An 18,814-nucleotide genomic window follows, 5' to 3' on the forward strand; every position below is an offset into this window, starting at 1 on the left:
TGGTTATTCCGACAGAACGACCAGCATTTACGCCAGCAGTGGCGGAAGTTCCTTATTCAGGGCCAGTTTTTCCATGACTGCCGTGCCGGTAAGCGCGTAGCCCAGCAGGCGGCCGCTGGCGTCGCGGCACAAGGCCTTGATGTCCCCGCCCTGCCCTTCGACGCTCCACACGCCTTCGGTGCCCCGTGGCGGTGGCGAGACCACCAGCGGGCACGCCGGGGTTTTTACCGTGACCGGCATCGGCCCGTAGTTGACCGCCGTGGCGTTGCCCGCCAGGGTCTGGGCCAAGGCGCGGGCGCAGCTCATCAGGGGCATGACGTACAGCAGGTTCAGGCCATCGACTTCGGCGCAGTCGCCTAGGGCGTAGATATTGGCGTGGGAGGTCTTGAGGTGGCGGTCGACCACGATCCCGCGGTTGATTTGCAGGCCGGCCGCAGCCGCCAGGTCCACCCGTGGGCGCAAGCCAATAGCCGACACCACCAAGTCGCACTCAATCAGCGTGCCATCGGACAGGTGGGCTTCCAGCCCGTCAGCCGTGCGCTGCAGGCGGTTGAGCACCGGCCCCAGGTGGAAGCGCGCACCGAGGCCTTCGAGCCCGGCCTGCACCGCTGCAGCTGCTGCCGGGTGCAGCAGGGTCGGCATGACTTGCTCGCAGGGCGCTACCAGGTCGATGGTGTAGCCGCCCAGGATCAGGTCGTTGGCAAATTCACAGCCGATCAGCCCCGCACCCAATAGCAGCACACGGCGCTTGCCGGCGGCGGCGTGGCGGAAGCGCGCATAGTCTTCCAGGTCGTTGATCGGGAAAATCAGTTCAGCGGCATCACCCTCCACCGGTACCTGTACCGTCTGGGCACCCCAGGCCAGGATCAGGTCGCGGTAGACCACCGCCTCCTCGCCGATCCACAGGCGCTTGTGACCGGGGTCGATCCCGCTGATTCGGGTATGGGTGCGCACTTCGGCCTTCAGCTGCTCGGCCATCGCGCCAGGGGTTGCCATGCTCAGGCCATCGGCATCCTTGTTTTTGCCGAAACCGGTGGAGAGCATGGGCTTGGAGTAGGAACGCCCGTCATCTGCTGTGATCAGCAACAGCGGGGTTTCGCTGTCGAGCTTGCGAAACTCCCGAGCCAGGTTGTAACCAGCCAAGCCCGTACCGATGATCACGACAGGTGCGCTCATTCCATTCTCCTTGTAGTACGTTTGTAAAATTCAGCGAATCAACCGATTTCGATCATTTCGAAATCCATTTTGCCGACGCCGCAGTCCGGGCACAGCCAGTCTTCCGGGACGTCCTGCCACGGGGTGCCTGGGGCGATCCCATCATCCGGCCAACCGTCTGCTTCGTTGTAGATCAGGCCGCAGACTACACATTGCCACTTCTTCATTACTTGTTTCCTCAGGGTCCAGGCTTACTGGCCGACAGTCGATAGATCCAGCATTGCCGTCCGGCTCAGGGCGTTTTGTACTGATCGGGGCGCCCAGATGCAAGCACGTTCGACCCAATGTCCCGGCGCAGCCCGGCAAAAATTCGGGTGACCATGGTAAGCTCGGCGCCTCATTAACTGCCAATAATGACTCCCCGTGCCGCATTCGATTGCCGTTCCCGATGCTTGCCAATGGCTGAACCAGAGCCTTCTGCACCCTCTGCCCGCGCCTCCTGCCCTCGACTGGCTGTTCGATGAGGGCTCACTGACCCGCCGCCTGACGAACCTGTCCAACGATGGTTTCAGCGTCACGCCACTGTTCGAAGGCTGGCAGCCCCTGCGAGACGACGAATGCGCCGCCCTCGACCTGCCAGCGGCCAGTATTGGCTGGGTACGCGAGGTGTATTTGCGCGGTCACGGCCAGGCCTGGGTGTTCGCCCGCAGCGTGGCGGCCCGTAGTGCCTTGCAGGGCGACGGCCTGCATATGGATGAGTTGGGCAGTCGCTCCCTGGGTGAGTTGCTGTTTTGTGACCAGGCGTTCACCCGCCAGGCCATCGAGGTCTGCCACTACCCACGCGCCTGGCTGCCGAAGGCGGATCAAGCCAATGGCTTATGGGCGCGACGCTCGCGCTTTGATCGCGGCGCGTTGAGTGTTCTGGTGGCGGAAGTGTTCCTGCCAAGCCTGTGGCAAGCGGTGCACCAATCTGCGGAGAATTGCTGATGTACCAGCGCCTGCTCCAATCCCTGAACCGCCTGAACCCACGGGCCTGGGACTTCGTTCAATTGACCCGGATGGACAAGCCCATCGGCATCTATCTGCTGCTGTGGCCCACCTTGTGGGCGCTGTGGATCGCCGGCAAGGGCTCGCCGTCGTTGAGCAATATCGTGATTTTTGTCTTGGGCGTGACACTGACCCGGGCGGCAGGTTGTGTGATCAATGACTGGGCTGACCGCAAGGTCGACGGCCATGTGAAGCGCACCGCGCAACGCCCGCTGGCGAGCGGCAAGATCAGTTCCAAAGAAGCCCTGGTGTTCTTTGCGGTGCTGATGGCCATCAGTTTCCTGCTGGTGCTGCTGACCAACACCGCCACCATCTGGCTGTCCCTGGGCGGCCTGGCGCTGGCTGTCAGTTATCCGTTCATGAAGCGCTACACCTATTACCCGCAGGTGGTGCTGGGCGCGGCGTTTTCCTGGGGCATGCCCATGGCGTTTACCGCCGAGACCGGCAGCCTGCCGGCCATTGCCTGGCTGCTGTATATCGCCAACTTGCTGTGGACGGTGGCGTACGACACCTATTACGCGATGACCGACCGCGATGACGATCTGAAAATCGGCGTCAAATCCACCGCGATCCTGTTTGGCGATGCCGACCGGATCATCATCCTCACCCTGCAGGGGCTGGCGCTGCTCTGCCTGCTGCTGGCGGGCTCGCGCTTCGAACTGGGTGGCTGGTTCCATCTGGGGCTAGTGGCGGCGGCAGGGTGTTTTGCCTGGGAGTTCTGGTACACCCGGGATCGGGACCGGATGAAATGCTTCAAGGCGTTTTTGCACAACCATTGGGCGGGATTGGCGATTTTTGTCGGGATTGTGGCCGACTACGCCTTCAGGTAATGCCCTGTACCTTGTAGGAGCCGGCTTGCCGGCTCCTACAGGGGAGCTCAGGGTTTGGCGATCTTCCAGGCGCCATCCATTTTGCCGTCACCGGTCGCATCGCCAGCGTTCTTGTCGGCAATGAAGGTGTACAGCGGCTTGCCGTCATAGGCCCACTGGCTGGTGTTGTCGTCACGGGTGATGACGGTCCACTTGCCCATTGGCTTATCGGTGGACTCCGCCTTCAACGGCGGCCAGTTGGTGGCGCACTTGTCATTGCAGGCAGACTTGCCATCAGCATCCTTGGCGAAGGTATAGAGCGCCATCCCCTTGTGATCCACCAACATCCCGTCTTTAGTCATGGCGGGGTCTGCCGCGACAGCCAGTGTCGGCAGCGTCAACGCCGCCGTGACCAGCAGGGCTTTCCACGAAAAAATACGCTGAGTCATCAGAACCTTCCTTTTGCGGTTGTCAGGATTCGGACTCAAAGCGTAGTTCAGGACTAGGCCGATTGCGCAGGCCAGTAAAATACTGTCACACGACTGCAATAATTCCGTTATCTAATGCGGCGCAAGACAGTTAAATGACAAGAGGACTTAGCATGGTTGGCAGGAGCATTCTGATCGTTGACGACGAAGCGCCCATTCGCGAAATGATCGCCGTTGCGTTGGAAATGGCCGGCTATGACTGCCTGGAGGCAGAGAACTCCCAGCAGGCCCACGCCATTATCGTCGACCGCAAGCCGGACCTGATCCTGCTGGACTGGATGCTGCCCGGCACCTCCGGCATCGAATTGGCCCGGCGTCTCAAGCGCGATGAGCTGACCGGGGATATCCCGATCATCATGCTCACCGCCAAGGGCGAAGAGGACAACAAGATCCAGGGCCTGGAAGTGGGTGCCGATGACTACATCACCAAGCCATTTTCCCCACGGGAACTGGTCGCACGTCTGAAGGCCGTGCTGCGCCGCGCTGGCCCGACCGATGGCGAGGCACCGATTGAAGTCGGCGGCCTGCTGCTGGACCCGATCAGCCACCGCGTGACCATCGACGGCAAGCCGGCCGAGATGGGCCCTACCGAATACCGCTTGTTGCAGTTCTTCATGACCCACCAGGAACGCGCCTACACCCGCGGCCAACTGCTGGACCAGGTGTGGGGCGGCAACGTGTATGTCGAGGAGCGCACCGTGGACGTGCATATCCGCCGCCTGCGCAAAGCCTTGGGCGATGCCTATGAGAATCTGGTACAAACCGTGCGCGGTACCGGTTATCGGTTTTCCACCAAAGGCTGAGCCAGCCCTATCCAGACTTAACAGCCGACAAGGACGCATGTTCAAGTGAATCAAAACTGGCATGGCACCCTGATCCGCCACATGCTCCTACTGGTCACCGGCTGCCTGTTGGTCGGCCTGATCAGCGGCTACTACGGCTGGAGCCTGGCCATCGGCCTGGGCCTCTACCTGGGCTGGACCCTCAAGCAATTGCTGCGCCTGCACGAGTGGCTGCGCCAGCACAAACCCGACGAAGCGCCACCCGACGGCTATGGCCTGTGGGGCGAGGTGTTCGATAGCATCTACCACCTGCAACGCCGCGACCAACGGGTACGCGGCCGCCTGCAAGCGGTGATCGACCGGGTCCAGGAGTCGACCGCCGCGCTCAAGGACGCGGTGATCATGCTCGACAGCGACGGCAACCTGGAATGGTGGAACCGCGCCGCCGAGACCCTGCTGGGCCTCAAGACACCCCAGGACAGCGGCCAGCCAGTGACCAACCTGGTGCGTCATCCGCGGTTCAAGGAATACTTCGAGCAGGACAACTACGAAGAAGCCCTGGAAATTCCGTCGCCCACCAACGACCGGGTGCGCATCCAGCTGTACCTCACGCGCTACGGCAACAACGAACACTTGATGCTGGTGCGCGACGTGACCCGCATCCATCAGTTGGAACAAATGCGCAAGGATTTCGTCGCCAACGTCTCCCATGAATTGCGCACGCCCCTGACAGTGATCTGCGGCTACCTGGAGACGCTGCTGGACAACGTCGAAGAGGTCAACCCGCGCTGGAGCCGTGCCCTGCAGCAAATGCAGCAACAAGGCTCACGCATGCAGACGCTGCTCAACGACCTGTTGCTGCTGGCTAAGCTGGAAGCCACCGACTACCCCTCGGACAACCATCCCGTGGCCGTACAGAGCCTGCTGCAGACCATCAAGAACGATGCCCAGGCCCTGTCCGGCGAACGCGGCCAGCACATCACCCTGGAAGCTGACCCGTCGGTGCTGCTCAAGGGCAGCGAGGGCGAATTGCGCAGCGCTTTCTCCAACCTGGTGTTCAACGCCGTGAAGTACACCCAGGACAAAGGCACGATCCGCATCCGCTGGTGGGCCGACCAGCAGGGTGCACACCTGAGCGTGCAGGATTCGGGGATTGGGATCGACAGCAAGCATTTGCCACGCCTGACCGAGCGTTTCTACCGCGTCGATTCCAGCCGCAACTCCAACACCGGTGGCACCGGGCTGGGGCTGGCGATCGTCAAGCACGTGCTGTTGCGCCATCGGGCCCGCCTGGAAATCAGCAGCGTACTGGGACATGGCAGCACTTTTACCTGCCACTTTGCGCCGACCCAGGTCAGCCGCTCGCAGGCAATTGCGGCGAAGGAATAATCTGAAGCTATACCCCTGTGGCGAGCGGGCTTGCCACAACAGGACTATCTGCTTGGTTCTATCGCATCCCACATAAGCCCTATGCAGCATGCATTCGCGCCCCCACCCGGCAGCCGCCACTAGGCAAGCGCCCCTTCAGCCGCTACATTGCCTGACTTGTGCCCGCCCTTGAGGCACAGCCATCACCCCTTTTTGAATACACGGAACCCGCAAAACCCCATCATGGACCCTTCCCCTGGTATCACCCTCGCGACACTCTTCGCCGATTTCGGCATGATTCTTTTTGCACTGATCCTGGTACTGCTCAACGGTTTCTTCGTTGCGGCGGAATTTGCCATGGTCAAACTGCGCTCCACCCGGGTCGAGGCCATCGCCCACACCAACGGCTGGCGCGGGCAGATCCTGCGCACCGTACACAGCCAGCTCGACGCGTATCTGTCGGCCTGTCAGTTGGGTATCACCCTCGCCTCCCTGGGCTTGGGCTGGGTCGGTGAGCCGGCTTTTGCGCACATCCTGGAGCCGTTGCTGGGGGCCATGGGCGTCGAGTCGCCTGAAGTCATCAAGGGCGTGTCGTTCTTCGCCGCCTTCTTCGTGATTTCGTACCTGCACATCGTGGTCGGTGAGCTGGCGCCCAAGTCCTGGGCCATTCGCAAGCCCGAGCTGCTGTCGCTGTGGACCGCGGTGCCGCTGTACCTGTTCTACTGGGCGATGTACCCGGCCATCTACCTGCTCAACGCCAGCGCCAACGCGATCCTGCGCATCGCCGGCCAGGGCGAGCCCGGCCCCCATCACGAGCACCATTACAGTCGCGAAGAGCTCAAGCTGATCCTGCACTCCAGCCGTGGCCAGGACCCGAGCGACCAAGGCATGCGCGTGTTGGCCTCGGCCGTGGAAATGGGTGAGCTGGAAGTGGTGGACTGGGCCAACTCCCGGGAAGACCTGGTGACCCTGGACTTCAACGCGCCGCTCAAGGAAATCCTCGCGCTGTTCCGCCGCCACAAATTCAGCCGCTACCCGGTGTACGACCCCGTGCGCGGTGAGTTTGTCGGCCTGCTGCACATCAAGGACCTACTGCTGGAACTGGCGGCCCTGGATCATATTCCCGAGTCGTTCAACCTGGCCGAGCTGACCCGCCCATTGGAGCGCGTGTCGCGGCACATGCCGCTGTCGCAGTTGCTGGAGCAGTTTCGCAAAGGCGGCGCGCACTTTGCCCTGGTTGAAGAAGCCGACGGCAATATCATCGGCTACCTGACCATGGAAGACGTGCTGGAAGTGCTGGTGGGCGATATCCAGGACGAACACCGCAAGGCCGAGCGCGGCATCCTCGCCTACCAGCCGGGCAAGCTGCTGGTACGTGGTGACACACCACTGTTCAAGATCGAGCGCCTGCTGGGCATCGACCTGGACCACATCGAGGCCGAAACCCTCGCCGGCTTGATCTACGACACCCTGAACCGGGTGCCGGAAGAGGAAGAAGTGCTGGAAGTGGAAGGCCTGCGGATCATCATCAAGAAGATGAAAGGGCCGAAAATCGTCCTGGCCAAAGTACTGATGCTCGATTAAGGCAACCCCCTGTAGGAGCGAGCTTGCTCGCGAAGGACGTTAACGATAACGCTGGGATCCTGACACCCGGCAGCGCCCTCAGGTTTTTCGCGAGCAAGCTCGCTCCTACAAAAGCCTTACCGCGTGCCCGACGCAAAGTCGGGCAACGCCTGTACCGGCTGCGTGAACTCATACGGAATCGACACCCACCCCGCCCCCGTATCGCGCTGCACCACAAAATGCAGGTGTGGCCCACTGCTGTTGCCGGTATTGCCCGACAGCGCCAACGGGCTGCCCACCGCCACCCGCTGCCCTTCCCTGACACTGACCGACCCCAGCTTGAGGTGCAGATACACACTCTGGGTGCCGTCATCGTGCAACACCCGCACGAAGTTGCCCGACGGGTCACTGCCCCGCCCCGATTGGCTATTCTCCGTTTTCACCACGACCCCGCCCCGCGCAGCGATGATCGGCGTGCCTTCGGGCATGGCGATGTCCATGGCGTAGCGGCTCTTGACGTCAGAGTGGCTGAACGTGCCGCCAGGGCCCTGGGTCAGGCGAAACGGCCCGCCGCGCCAGGGCAACGGGTAACGCTGCGACTGCGCTGGCCGCAGGTTACGCAGCGGCTGGGGATCAAGCACCTGGCGCTTCACCGGCACCGCACGGCGCTCCTGGAACACAAAGGCTTGGGCGCCAGGGGTCTTCTGGTCGCTGAAAAACACCACGCCACGGGCATCGGTGGAACGATAGAGGGTCATGGCCAGGGTCGATGAAGCGACTGCGCACAGGCCACAAAACAACAGAAAACGTACAAGCATCGGATAAACCTGCCAGGTATGACTGACCGGCAGGCTAGCAAGGGTTCATGACACTGTTGTGTGGACCGACGCCCCTGTAGGAGCCGGCTTGCCGGCTCCTACAGGGATCAGGGGGTTGGTTCAGGCACCCGGCACAAAATGCTTCTGCGCTGTGCCTCGGGCGATCAGGCGGGAGATGTAGTCGAGCTTCTGCGCGTCCTGGTCGATAAAGCGGAAGGTCAGTTGCAGCCAGTCGCTGTCGGGTCGCGGTTCGTAGGCGACGATCGCGTGCAGGTAGCCGTTGAGGCGTGCGGTTTCAGCGTTCTCGCCTTGCTCCAGGTCGAGCACTGCGCTTTCCAGCACTTGGGGCAGCACGTCGCCACGGCGCACCACCAACAACGCCTCCTTGATGCTCAGGCCCTTGATCACGCATTGCTGGGTGCCACTGGACAGGCGCAACTGGCCCTGGCCACGACCGCTGGCGGCCGACGGTGCGGCGGCGGCCTGCACGGGCGGGCTGTTGAGCAGGCCTTTGCTCGGCGCGGCCACCGGGGCTGGCTTGACCGCTTCGGGCTTGCCGCCGGTCAGGGCGCTGAGGGAGTCGTTGCCAAAAGCCGAGTTCATCTTGGTCGGTGCGCTGGCCAGCAAGGCGTCGAGGCGCCCGATCTTGTTCAGGGCCTGCTTGACCTTGTTCAGCAACTGCTCGTTGGTGAACGGCTTGCTGACGTAGCCGGAGACGCCGGCCTGGATGGCCTGGACCACGTTTTCCTTGTCACCGCGGCTGGTGACCATGACAAACGGCATGGACTTGAGCTGCGGCTGCTCACGGCACCAGGTCAACAATTCCAGACCCGACATTTCCGGCATTTCCCAGTCGCACAGCACCATGTCGAAGGTTTCGCGCATCAGGATGGCCTGGGCCTTTTTGCCGTTTACCGCATCTTCAATCTTGATACCGGGGAAGTAGTTACGCAGGCACTTCTTCACCAGGTCGCGAATAAACGAGGCGTCATCCACCACCAATACACTGACTTTACTCATCGACCCTTCATCCTCTCAAAACCCCGGCAAGCAAAACGCTTAACTGATGGCATTTTGCCAAAAACTCGTCAGTCACGCCGGGACTTTATGGCTGCCCGCAGCGCAAAACTCATACGCCACAAACGCAAACGCCCGACCAGAGGCCGGGCGTTTATTTCTCGGGCAATCTTACTTATCGTCAGATTCGTCCGGAACATTAGGGATTTGATCGGCCGTGCCTTCAACTTCGGCTTTCATGCGCTTGAGGCCCATGTGCCGAACGTCGGTGCCGCGTACCAGGTAGATGACCAATTCCGAGATATTGCGCGCGTGGTCGCCGATCCGTTCCAGGGAGCGCAACACCCAGATGATGCTCAACACCCGCGAGATGGAGCGCGGGTCTTCCATCATGTAGGTCGCCAGCTCACGCAGGGCTGTCTTGTATTCGCGGTCGATGATCTTGTCGTACTGGGCCACCGACAACGCCAGGTCGGCGTCGAAACGGGCAAAGGCATCCAGCGCATCGCGGACCATGTTGCGCACCTGGTCGCCGATATGACGCACTTCGACATAACCGCGCGGCGCTTCGCCTTCTTCGCACAACTGGATGGCGCGACGGGCGATCTTGGTGGCTTCGTCACCGATACGCTCCAGATCGATCACCGACTTGGAAATGCTGATGATCAAACGCAGGTCGGACGCCGCCGGCTGGCGACGGGCGAGGATGCGCAGGCATTCCTCGTCGATGTTGCGCTCCATCTGGTTGATCTGGTCGTCGATCTCGCGCACTTGCTGGGCAAGGCCCGAGTCGGCCTCGATCAGCGCGGTCACCGCATCATTGACTTGCTTCTCCACCAGCCCGCCCATGGCCAGGAGGTGGCTGCGCACTTCCTCAAGCTCGGCGTTGAACTGCGCGGAGATGTGGTGGGTAAGGCCTTCTTTGCTAATCATGTTGGCGTCCTTGGAGCGTCCGGTAAGGTGCGGAGAACCGCAGCGTCAGTGCAATCAGAACCACAGCTTCCTAGCCGTAGCGACCGGTGATGTAGTCTTCGGTCTGCTTCTTCGCCGGATTAGTGAACAGGGTGTCGGTGTCACCGAACTCCACCAGTTTGCCCATGTACATGAACGCGGTGTAGTCGGAAACCCGCGCCGCCTGTTGCATGTTGTGGGTCACGATGACGATGGTGAACTTGGACTTGAGCTCGTAGATCAGCTCTTCGACTTTCAGCGTCGAGATCGGGTCGAGTGCCGAGCACGGTTCGTCGAGCAGCAGCACTTCAGGCTCCACGGCGATGGTACGGGCAATCACCAAGCGCTGCTGCTGGCCGCCGGACAGGCCGAGGGCCGATTCGTGCAGGCGGTCCTTGACCTCGTCCCACAGCGCCGCGCCTTTAAGGGCCCACTCGACTGCTTCGTCGAGGATGCGCTTTTTGTTGATGCCCTGGATGCGCAGGCCGTAGACCACGTTTTCGTAAATGGTCTTGGGGAACGGGTTGGGCTTCTGGAACACCATGCCCACCCGACGACGCAGCTCGGCCACGTCTTCGCCCTTGCGGTAGATGTTGCTGCCGTAGAGGTTGATCGCGCCTTCCACACGGCAACCGTCCACCAGGTCGTTCATGCGGTTGAAGGTGCGCAGCAGCGTGGACTTGCCGCAGCCCGAGGGGCCGATAAAGGCGGTCACGCGCTGCTTGGGGATGTTCATGCTGACGTCGAACAACGCCTGCTTCTCACCGTAGTACAGGCTCAGGCCCGGGACTTCGATGGCTACGGTTTCTTCGGCCAGGCTCAGGCTTTGCTTGTCGCGACCCAGGGCTGACATGTTGATGCCGTGGGAATGGGTTTCATGTTGCATGGGATGCTCCCTGTGCTACCAATTCGTTTCGTTGAACCGCCGGAGCGGCTTACTCAAATTCTGTGTCTGTGGGAGCTGGCTTGCCTGCGATGGCATCACTGCGGTCTTACTGATACACCGCGTCGTCTGCATCGCAGGCAAGCCAGCTCCCACATTGGACCGTGTCAGCTATCCAGCGCCTTGTATTTCTCGCGCAGGTGGTTACGAATCCATACCGCCGACAGGTTCAGCGTGGCGATCACCAGCACCAGCAGGAACGCGGTGGCGTACACCAGCGGACGTGCCGCCTCGACGTTGGGGCTCTGGAAGCCGACGTCGTAGATATGGAAGCCCAGGTGCATGATCTTCTGATCCAGGTGCAGGTACGGGTAGTTGCCGTCCAGCGGCAGCGACGGTGCCAGCTTCACCACACCCACCAGCATCAGCGGTGCCACTTCACCGGCGGCGCGCGCCACGGCCAGGATCATGCCGGTCATCATCGCCGGGCTGGCCATGGGCAGGACGATTTTCCACAGCGTTTCCGCCTTGGTCGCGCCCAGTGCCAGGGAGCCTTCGCGCACGGTACGCGGGATACGTGCCAGGCCTTCTTCGGTGGCCACGATCACCACCGGCACCGCCAGCAGCGCCAGGGTCAGCGAGGCCCACAACAGGCCCGGCGTACCGAAGGTCGGCGCCGGCAGGGCTTCGGGGAAGAACAACCGGTCCACCGAACCACCCAGCACGTAGACGAAGAAGCCCAGGCCGAACACACCGTAGACAATCGCCGGGACACCCGCCAGGTTGTTCACCGCGATGCGGATGATGCGGGTCAAGGTGTTCTGCTTGGCGTATTCACGCAGGTAGACCGCCGCCAGTACGCCGAACGGGGTCACGATCATCGCCATGATCAGGGTCATCATCACGGTGCCGAAGATCGCCGGGAAAATCCCGCCTTCGGTGTTGGCTTCACGCGGGTCATCGCTGAGGAATTCCCAGACCTTGCTGACATAGAAGCCCATCTTGGTCAGGGTGCCCATGGCGTTCGGCTGGTAGGCGTGCACCACGTGGCCGATGTTGATTTCAAGCTCTTTGCCGTTGGCATCGCGGGCCGTGAGGCTGTCGCGGTTGAACTGGGCGTGCAGGTCGGTCAGGCGTGCCTCGATGGCCTGGTAACGCGCATTCAGCTCGGCGCGATCAGCATCCATGTCGGCCTGGGCGGCGGCGTCGAGCTTGCCGCTGAGCTCCAGTTTGCGACCGTGCAGGCGGATACGCTCAAGACCTGCGTTGATCGCGCCAATATCGCTCTTCTCAAGGGTCTTGAGATCGGCGGCCAGCTTGTTCACCCGCTCAACCCGCGCCTGCAGCTCTGGCCACGCAGCCTCGCCTTCGGCGACGACTTTGCCATCCTGCTTGACGTTGACCAGGGTGCCGTAGAAGTTGCCCCACTCACGACGCTCGATGGCCATCAACTCGACAGGCGTGGTCTGGTTGGTCAGCCACTCGCCGACGATCCACGTGAAGTCGTTGCCGTTCAAGTCACGGTTGCCGACCTTGATCAGCTCGCGGGTCATGAACTCCGGACCTTCGTCCGGCACCGGCAGGCCGGCGCTTTTCAGGCGCTCGCGCGGCACTTGTTCTTTCTGTACCACTTCGCCGATGACGATGTGGTTGGCCTGGCCCGGCACGTTGTAGTTGGCCTGGATCAGGTCGGCTGGCCAGAAGTGACCCAAGCCGCGCACGGCAATCACAGCCAGCAAACCAATGGTCATGATGACCGCGATGGCCACCGCACCACCGCTGATCCAGACGCCTGGGGCGCCGCTCTTGAACCATCCATTCAGGGAGTTCTGTTTCACAGACTTCTACCTTTCTTAAAGCGACGAGTATTTCTTGCGCAGACGCTGACGGATCAGCTCGGCGAGGGTGTTCATGATGAAAGTGAACAGCAGCAGCACCAGCGCCGAGAGGAACAGCACGCGGTAATGACTGCCGCCCACTTCCGACTCGGGCATTTCCACTGCGACGTTGGCTGCGAGCGTTCGCAGGCCTTCGAACAGGTTCATTTCCATGACCGGGGTGTTACCAGTGGCCATCAGCACGATCATGGTTTCACCCACCGCACGGCCCATGCCGATCATCAGCGCCGAGAAAATCCCTGGGCTGGCGGTCAGCAACACGACGCGGGTCATGGTCTGCCATGGCGTAGCGCCCAGGGCCAGGGAACCCAGGGTCAGGCCCCGCGGCACACTGAACACGGCGTCTTCGGCGATGGAGTAGATGTTCGGGATCACTGCAAAACCCATGGCCAGGCCGACAACCAGGGCGTTGCGCTGGTCGTAGGTGATGCCCAGGTCGTGGGAGATCCACATGCGCATGTCGCCACCGAAGAACCAGGTTTCCAGGTACGGGCTCATGTACAGCGAGAGCCAGCCCACAAACAGGATCACCGGGATCAGGATTGCGCTTTCCCAGCCATCCGGTACCCGCAGGCGGATCGACTCAGGCAACCGGCTGAAGATGAAGCCGGCCAGCAGGATGCCAATCGGCAGCAACATCAGCAGGCTGAAAATACCCGGCAGGTGGCCTTCGACATACGGCGCCAGGAACAGGCCGGCGAAGAAGCCGAGGATCACGGTTGGCATCGCTTCCATCAGCTCGATCACCGGCTTAACCTTGCGGCGCAGGCTCGGGGCCATGAAGTATGCGGTATAGATTGCCGCGGCAATGGCCAGTGGCGCAGCCAGCAACATCGCGTAGAACGCGGCCTTGAGCGTACCGAAGGTCAGTGGCGCCAGGCTCATCTTGGGTTCGAAATCGCTGTTGGCAGCGGTCGATTGCCAGACGTATTTAGGCTCGTCGTAGTTTTCGTACCAGACCTTGCTCCACAACGCGCTCCAGGACACTTCCGGGTGCGGGTTGTCGAGCTCCAGCGGCTGCAGCTTGCCGTCGGCTTCGACGATCACACGGTTGGCCCGTGGCGACATGCCAAAGATGCCCTGGCCTTCGACCACCGGGTCAACCAGCAGGGTGCGGTGCGCGGTGCTGTGGAACACACCGAACTTGCCGGAGGCATCGAGGGCGACGAAGCCTTTGCGACGCTCTTCGGCGGTGATTTCAACGATAGGCGTGGTGCCCATCTGGAAGGTGCGGATCTGCTTGAAACGTTGCTCGCCATCCGGGTCGCGGGCCATGAACCACTGGGCCAGGCCACCCTTGGAGTTACCGACGATCAACGAGATACCGCCTACCAACTGAGTGCTGGCGGTGATTTCGGCGTTGCCATCTTCCAACAATTTGTAGCGACCGTTGAGGCTGTTGTCCCGCAGGCTGAACACATCGGCCAGGGCGCGGCCGTTGATCACATACAGCCATTGCTGGCGCGGATCGACGAAAATCGCTTTCACCGGCTCAGTCATTTGCGGCAGTTCGATACGCTTCTGCTCGCTGACAACTTCGCCGGTCATCATGTTTTCTTCGCGGCTCACCGACAGCACGTTCAGGTGCGAACCAGCAGAACCGGCAATGATCAGCGAGGTGTCGGTAGCATTGAGGGCCACATGCTCCAGCGGCCGACCGCCGTCATCGAGCACCATCGGCGTTTCGCCGTATGGATATTCGATCTCGGGCGAGATGGTCTTCTTGCCGTCCGGGTAGGTCACTTTATAAGAGTGGCGGAACACCAGGGACTGGCCATTGGACAGGCCGAGGATCACCAGCGGGCTGCCTGGCTGGTCTTCACCGATGGACACCACACTGGCGCCGGCTGGCAGGGCCAGGTCGACACGCTTGAGTTCAGCACCGGACTCGACACTGAAGAACAATGCCTGGCCCTTGTCGGAAACCCGCATGGCCACCTGGTTCTGTTCTTCCAGCGAGATCAGCAACGGCTTGCCGGCATCCTGCATCCAGGCCGGAGTCAGGGCCTCGCCCTTGGTCAGGCTGGCACCCTGGAACAGCGGCGCGACCACGTAGGCCAGGAAGAAGAAAATCAGGGTGATAGCGCCGAGGACGGCGAGACCGCCGACCAGCACGTACCAACGGGTCAGGCGATCCTTGAGCGCGCGGATGCGGCGCTTGCGTTGCAGCTCAGGCGTATTGAAGTCAATGCGCTTGGGAGGAGAAGTCGTCGTCATGGTGGAATTGGCCAGATCATTCATGCGCACACCCTAGCGATCCTGTATGACAGAAAGATGACAATGCAGTGACGCAAGAAATCCGCCGCATAGCAGGGCTGGCAGCGGACCGAAAAATTAGGAGTTTCTGTAGGAGCGAGCTTGCTCGCGAAAAACGTCAAGGCACCGCGTTGACTCAGGGACGGCGCGTGATCGTTAACGCTTTTCGCGAGCAAGCTCGCTCCTACAGAAAAGGCCGGCTTTACCCGGCCCCGTAGCTTATTTGCCTTCTTTCAAGCCCAGGTCAGCCAGTGTCTTTTCGACCACTTTAGCTGGCAGTGGGATGTAGCCGTCCTTGACTACAACTTCCTGGCCCTGCTTGGACAGAACCAGTTTCACGAACTCGGCTTCCAGCGGGGCCAGAGGCTTGTTCGGGGCTTTGTTGATGTACACGTAGAGGAAGCGCGACAGCGGGTACTTGCCGTTCAGGGCGTTCTCTTCGGTGTCTTCGACGAACTCGCCGCCTTCTTTCTTGGCCAGGGCCACGGTTTTCACGCTGGCTGTCTTGTAGCCGATGCCCGAGTAACCGATACCGTTGAGCGAAGAGCTGATGGACTGCACGACCGAAGCCGAGCCTGGCTGTTCGTTGACGTTAGGCTTGTAGTCACCTTTGCACAGGGCTTCTTCCTTGAAGTAGCCGTAGGTGCCGGATACCGAGTTGCGACCGAACAGTTGCACTGGCTTGTTGGCCAGGTCACCGGTCACACCCAGGTCGCCCCAGGTCTTGACGTCAGCCTTGGCGCCGCACAGGCGAGTCGACGAGAACACGGCATCGACTTGAGCCATGGTCAGGTGCTTGATCGGGTTGTCTTTGTGTACGAATACAGCCAGGGCGTCCACGGCCACCGGGATAGCAGTCGGCTTGTAGCCGTACTTCTGCTCGAAAGCCTGCAGTTCGTTGTCCTTCATCTTGCGGCTCATCGGGCCCAGGTTAGCGGTGCCTTCGGTGAGTGCAGGCGGCGCGGTGGAAGAACCGGCGGCTTGAATCTGGATGTTGACGTTCGGGTATTCTTTTTTGTAGTTCTCGGCCCACAGAGTCATGAGGTTGGCCAGAGTATCGGAGCCGACACTGGACAGGTTGCCCGATACACCAGAGGTCTTGGTGTAGGGCTTGATCGCAGGGTCAACAGCGGCGACCGCGTTGGCAGTGGCTACGCCAGCAGCGACAAAAGTCATTGCCGCCATCAAACGCTTCAGTTTCATGCCTTACTCCTAGCAGATAGGGATAGTTGGATCGGGGCCAAGTATCGGTAGGCCGTGTGAACACTCTATGTCTGGAATATGACAATTAGATGAAAGGCCAGTATTGGCAGCGCAAGCGGATACGGGAGAGGAGCTGAGTAAATGCGGGGGCGAGGCGAGGAATTGCGGTAATTCAGAAACACTCTGTAAACGTTGACTGCCTACAACACCTTGCCGGCGATGGAGCCCTTGAGTCGTACGCTGACCAAGGGACGCCATCGCCGGCAAGCCGGCGCCTACAGGTTCAGCGCCCGCGCTTCCACAGGTACCCGCCCACGACCATCCCCATCACACAGAGGATGGCAACGTAGTAAGCCGGGCCCATCGGGCTTTCTTTCATCAGCAGCGATACCACCAGCGGCGTCAGACCACCGAACACGGCGTAGGCAACGTTGTAGGAAAACGACAGGCCGCTGAAACGCACTACCGGCGGGAAGGCCTTGACCATCACGTAGGGCACCACGCCAATGGTGCCGACAAACAAACCAGTCAAGGCATACAGCGGGAACAGCCAGTCCGGGTGATCCAGCAGGCTGTGATACAGCGTCCACGAGGTCGCGAGCAGCAACGCGCAACCGGCGACCAGCACACGGCCCGCACCAAAACGGTCAGCCAGCGCGCCGGACGCGATACAGCCAAAGCTCAAGGTGACGATCGCCAGGCTGTTGGCCTGCAACGACACCGTCGGGCTGAAGTGGTAGATGGTCTGCAGCACCGTCGGAGTCATCAGGATGACAACGACAATGCCGGCCGACAGCAACCACGTCAGCAACATCGACAGCACGATGGCGCCACGGTGGTCGCGCAATACCGCACGCAACGGCAACTCGGCCGCCAGGGTCTTGCGCTGCTGCATCTCGGCGAAGATCGGCGTTTCGTGCAACCAACGGCGCAGGTACACCGAAAACAGGCCGAATACACCGCCCAACAGGAACGGAATCCGCCAGGCGTAATCGGAGACCTGCTCCGGGGTGTAGGCCGTATTGATCGCGGTGGCGACCAGCGAGCCCAGCAAAATCCCGCCGGTCAGGCCGCTGGTCAGGGTGCCGCAGGCGTAACCGATATGCCGTGGCGGTACGTGCTCGGACACAAACACCCACGCCCCCGGCACTTCGCCACCAATCGCCGCACCCTGGATCACGCGCATCAGCAGCAACAGAATCGGTGCCCACAGGCCAATCTGCGCGTAGGTTGGCAGCAGGCCCATGATCAGGGTCGGTACGGCCATCATGAAGATGCTCAGGGTGAACATCTTCTTGCGCCCCAGCAGGTCGCCGAAGTGCGCCATGATGATCCCGCCCAGCGGCCGCGCCAGGTAGCCGGCGGCGAAGATGCCGAAGGTCTGCATCATGCGCAGCCATTCAGGCATGTCGGCGGGGAAGAACAGCTTCCCGACCACCGTGGCGAAGAACACGAAGATGATGAAGTCGTAGAACTCCAGCGCACCGCCCAGGGCGGACAGCGACAGGGTCTTGTAATCGTTGCGGTTCAGCGGGCGGGCGGGCGGCGCAATGCTTGAAGGCACTGTGGTCATGGCAAGGCTTCTCTTATTAGGTCAGATCAGGAATCCGCAACGGCTTGGGTTTGGCCCGGCAGGTCCGGCAAGATAGCAAATTGCCCGGAAAAGCACAGTCTAAACGCCTGCACGGCGGTTGGCGCCAACTCGCAAAGTCACCCCCTTGCGAGGCCCGCCCGTTCCCTCTTCGAATTATTGTCGGGGACCGAAAACGCCAACAAATACTGGGGCGCCGGGTTCAAAATAAACAATGGTCAAACCCCTCAAGTTGCATGACTGTTTTGGCCATTTTATTGACGCCTGCCAAACCCTGTAGATAGATGTACAAAATCAGGACCCGGTGGTCGTCGTGCAGGCTATCGACCGATATACTCCCCACCTTGCACCGGCATATCAGTGGAAGTTGCGCGAAAACGTCGTTGGCACCGGCCAGCCGATTTCGCAGAGTTTCCCTTCAGGCGCCTTTCGAAAAACGTGACGAACGTAGTATGTTCGGGGCTGAATCGTTTTTCCAAGACGGCTATTCACCGATTACATATTCCAAGAGTCACGGGTCAGAGGCACCCCCGGCATGATCGAACTCGAACAAGAAGATCCTATCCCGCAAGGCGATCTCGCCCTGCAAATCACCGCACTTCCCCGTGAAACCAACGGTTTCGGCGATATTTTCGGCGGCTGGCTGGTCGCGCAGATGGACCTGGCCGGCACGGCAATGGCCAGCAAGGTCGCCGGCGGCCGCGTGGCTACCGTGGCGATCGATCGCATGGCGTTCCTGGTTCCGGTGGCGGTAGGCGCGCAGTTGTCCTTCTACACCCAGGCCCTGGAAATCGGCCGCAGCTCGATCCAGATGATGGTCGAAGTGTGGAGCGATGACCCGCTGTCCAGCGAATGGCGCAAAGTCACCGAGGCGGTGTTTGTGTTCGTCGCCATTGATGGCAGCGGTCGCACCCGCTCGGTTCCGTCACGGGCGCGTTAAACCTCACGGCGGTTTGACGGTCCATTGCCCCATTGCCTGTCATTA

At 61.1% G+C, this 18,814-nt stretch carries 17 protein-coding genes; 6 read left to right on the forward strand and 11 right to left on the reverse strand.

All coding sequences use genetic code 11. The features are described from left to right. Positions 1 to 27: 27 nt before the first annotated feature. Both HKK57_RS08665 and HKK57_RS08670 read right to left on the reverse strand, forming a co-directional pair. On the reverse strand, positions 28 to 1,176 hold the full coding sequence (locus tag HKK57_RS08665; protein WP_169390031.1) for an NAD(P)/FAD-dependent oxidoreductase: 1,149 nt from the start codon (positions 1,174 to 1,176) through the stop codon (positions 28 to 30). A gap of 38 nt (positions 1,177 to 1,214) precedes the next feature. After that, entirely contained in the window at positions 1,215 to 1,382 is a 168-nt protein-coding gene (locus tag HKK57_RS08670; RefSeq protein ID WP_029289917.1) for a rubredoxin, read from the reverse strand. Positions 1,383 to 1,578: 196 nt separating this feature from the next. Between HKK57_RS08670 and HKK57_RS08675 the strand changes: the two genes are divergently transcribed. Both HKK57_RS08675 and ubiA read left to right on the forward strand, forming a co-directional pair. Next, positions 1,579 to 2,142 (forward strand): chorismate--pyruvate lyase family protein, encoded by a 564-nt coding sequence (locus tag HKK57_RS08675; RefSeq protein WP_169390032.1) that lies wholly within the window; start codon positions 1,579 to 1,581, stop codon positions 2,140 to 2,142. Then, positions 2,142 to 3,032, forward strand: coding sequence for a 4-hydroxybenzoate octaprenyltransferase (ubiA, locus tag HKK57_RS08680; protein ID WP_029289922.1), 891 nt, complete (start codon positions 2,142 to 2,144; stop codon positions 3,030 to 3,032). Before HKK57_RS08675 ends, ubiA begins: the two co-directional genes overlap by 1 nt. A 47-nt stretch (positions 3,033 to 3,079) precedes the next feature. On the opposite strand, the gene HKK57_RS08685 is transcribed toward ubiA, so the two are convergent. Continuing rightward, positions 3,080 to 3,460, reverse strand: coding sequence for a COG4315 family predicted lipoprotein (locus HKK57_RS08685; RefSeq protein ID WP_029289924.1), 381 nt, complete (start codon positions 3,458 to 3,460; stop codon positions 3,080 to 3,082). A 152-nt stretch (positions 3,461 to 3,612) separates the two neighbouring features. Between HKK57_RS08685 and phoB the strand changes: the two genes are divergently transcribed. The 3 genes from phoB to HKK57_RS08700 all read left to right on the forward strand — a co-directional run bounded on the left by phoB (position 3,613) and on the right by HKK57_RS08700 (position 7,233). After that, positions 3,613 to 4,302: a phosphate regulon transcriptional regulator PhoB gene (phoB, locus tag HKK57_RS08690; RefSeq protein WP_003176964.1), complete on the forward strand. Its 690-nt coding sequence runs from the start codon at positions 3,613 to 3,615 to the stop codon at positions 4,300 to 4,302. A gap of 81 nt (positions 4,303 to 4,383) precedes the next feature. Then, complete coding sequence (gene phoR / locus HKK57_RS08695; RefSeq protein ID WP_186352305.1) at positions 4,384 to 5,670, forward strand: phosphate regulon sensor histidine kinase PhoR; 1,287 nt, start codon at positions 4,384 to 4,386, stop codon at positions 5,668 to 5,670. Between the two features lie 222 nt (positions 5,671 to 5,892). Continuing rightward, positions 5,893 to 7,233, forward strand: a complete 1,341-nt coding sequence (locus HKK57_RS08700; protein WP_029289929.1) for a hemolysin family protein — start codon at positions 5,893 to 5,895, stop codon at positions 7,231 to 7,233. A gap of 116 nt (positions 7,234 to 7,349) precedes the next feature. On the opposite strand, the gene HKK57_RS08705 is transcribed toward HKK57_RS08700, so the two are convergent. From HKK57_RS08705 to HKK57_RS08740, 8 genes are all read right to left on the reverse strand, one after another. Next, positions 7,350 to 8,030 (reverse strand): M23 family metallopeptidase, encoded by a 681-nt coding sequence (locus tag HKK57_RS08705; protein ID WP_029289931.1) that lies wholly within the window; start codon positions 8,028 to 8,030, stop codon positions 7,350 to 7,352. A 120-nt stretch (positions 8,031 to 8,150) separates the two neighbouring features. Continuing rightward, complete coding sequence (locus HKK57_RS08710) at positions 8,151 to 9,050, reverse strand: response regulator (protein WP_070996696.1); 900 nt, start codon at positions 9,048 to 9,050, stop codon at positions 8,151 to 8,153. A gap of 168 nt (positions 9,051 to 9,218) precedes the next feature. Continuing rightward, positions 9,219 to 9,980 (reverse strand): phosphate signaling complex protein PhoU, encoded by a 762-nt coding sequence (phoU, locus tag HKK57_RS08715; protein ID WP_029289933.1) that lies wholly within the window; start codon positions 9,978 to 9,980, stop codon positions 9,219 to 9,221. Positions 9,981 to 10,050: 70 nt separating this feature from the next. Continuing rightward, positions 10,051 to 10,884, reverse strand: a complete 834-nt coding sequence (gene pstB / locus HKK57_RS08720; protein ID WP_029289934.1) for a phosphate ABC transporter ATP-binding protein PstB — start codon at positions 10,882 to 10,884, stop codon at positions 10,051 to 10,053. A 164-nt stretch (positions 10,885 to 11,048) separates the two neighbouring features. Next, a complete protein-coding gene (gene pstA, locus HKK57_RS08725) occupies positions 11,049 to 12,719 on the reverse strand; it encodes a phosphate ABC transporter permease PstA (protein WP_029289935.1) in 1,671 nt (556 codons plus the stop codon). A gap of 15 nt (positions 12,720 to 12,734) precedes the next feature. Beyond that, a complete protein-coding gene (locus HKK57_RS08730) occupies positions 12,735 to 14,768 on the reverse strand; it encodes an ABC transporter permease subunit (RefSeq protein ID WP_178121984.1) in 2,034 nt (677 codons plus the stop codon). Between the two features lie 486 nt (positions 14,769 to 15,254). Continuing rightward, positions 15,255 to 16,238 (reverse strand): phosphate ABC transporter substrate-binding protein PstS, encoded by a 984-nt coding sequence (locus tag HKK57_RS08735; RefSeq protein WP_029289939.1) that lies wholly within the window; start codon positions 16,236 to 16,238, stop codon positions 15,255 to 15,257. Between the two features lie 283 nt (positions 16,239 to 16,521). Then, on the reverse strand, positions 16,522 to 17,802 hold the full coding sequence (locus tag HKK57_RS08740) for an MFS transporter (protein WP_169851367.1): 1,281 nt from the start codon (positions 17,800 to 17,802) through the stop codon (positions 16,522 to 16,524). 562 nt (positions 17,803 to 18,364) lie between these two features. Here HKK57_RS08740 and HKK57_RS08745 point away from each other — a divergent pair. Then, positions 18,365 to 18,769 carry an acyl-CoA thioesterase gene (locus tag HKK57_RS08745; RefSeq protein ID WP_003176975.1) on the forward strand — a complete coding sequence of 135 codons (405 nt, stop codon included), beginning with the start codon at positions 18,365 to 18,367 and terminating at the stop codon, positions 18,767 to 18,769. Positions 18,770 to 18,814 lie beyond the last annotated feature (45 nt).

Origin of the sequence: Pseudomonas sp. ADAK21 (assembly GCF_012935735.1) — a bacterium.
GTDB classification, from domain to species: Bacteria; Pseudomonadota; Gammaproteobacteria; order Pseudomonadales; family Pseudomonadaceae; genus Aquipseudomonas; species Aquipseudomonas proteolytica.

Coding starts and splice junctions, on each gene's coding strand:
- HKK57_RS08665 (WP_169390031.1), bottom strand. CDS start 1,176: ATGAGCGCACCTGTCGTGATCATCGGTACGGGCTTGGCTGGTTACAAC.
- HKK57_RS08670 (WP_029289917.1), bottom strand. CDS start 1,382: ATGAAGAAGTGGCAATGTGTAGTCTGCGGCCTGATCTACAACGAAGCA.
- ubiA (WP_029289922.1), top strand. CDS start 2,142: ATGTACCAGCGCCTGCTCCAATCCCTGAACCGCCTGAACCCACGGGCC.
- HKK57_RS08685 (WP_029289924.1), bottom strand. CDS start 3,460: ATGACTCAGCGTATTTTTTCGTGGAAAGCCCTGCTGGTCACGGCGGCG.
- phoB (WP_003176964.1), top strand. CDS start 3,613: ATGGTTGGCAGGAGCATTCTGATCGTTGACGACGAAGCGCCCATTCGC.
- phoR (WP_186352305.1), top strand. CDS start 4,384: ATGCTCCTACTGGTCACCGGCTGCCTGTTGGTCGGCCTGATCAGCGGC.
- HKK57_RS08700 (WP_029289929.1), top strand. CDS start 5,893: ATGGACCCTTCCCCTGGTATCACCCTCGCGACACTCTTCGCCGATTTC.
- HKK57_RS08705 (WP_029289931.1), bottom strand. CDS start 8,030: ATGCTTGTACGTTTTCTGTTGTTTTGTGGCCTGTGCGCAGTCGCTTCA.
- HKK57_RS08710 (WP_070996696.1), bottom strand. CDS start 9,050: ATGAGTAAAGTCAGTGTATTGGTGGTGGATGACGCCTCGTTTATTCGC.
- phoU (WP_029289933.1), bottom strand. CDS start 9,980: ATGATTAGCAAAGAAGGCCTTACCCACCACATCTCCGCGCAGTTCAAC.
- pstB (WP_029289934.1), bottom strand. CDS start 10,884: ATGCAACATGAAACCCATTCCCACGGCATCAACATGTCAGCCCTGGGT.
- HKK57_RS08730 (WP_178121984.1), bottom strand. CDS start 14,768: ATGCAGGATGCCGGCAAGCCGTTGCTGATCTCGCTGGAAGAACAGAAC.
- HKK57_RS08735 (WP_029289939.1), bottom strand. CDS start 16,238: ATGAAACTGAAGCGTTTGATGGCGGCAATGACTTTTGTCGCTGCTGGC.
- HKK57_RS08745 (WP_003176975.1), top strand. CDS start 18,365: ATGATCGAACTCGAACAAGAAGATCCTATCCCGCAAGGCGATCTCGCC.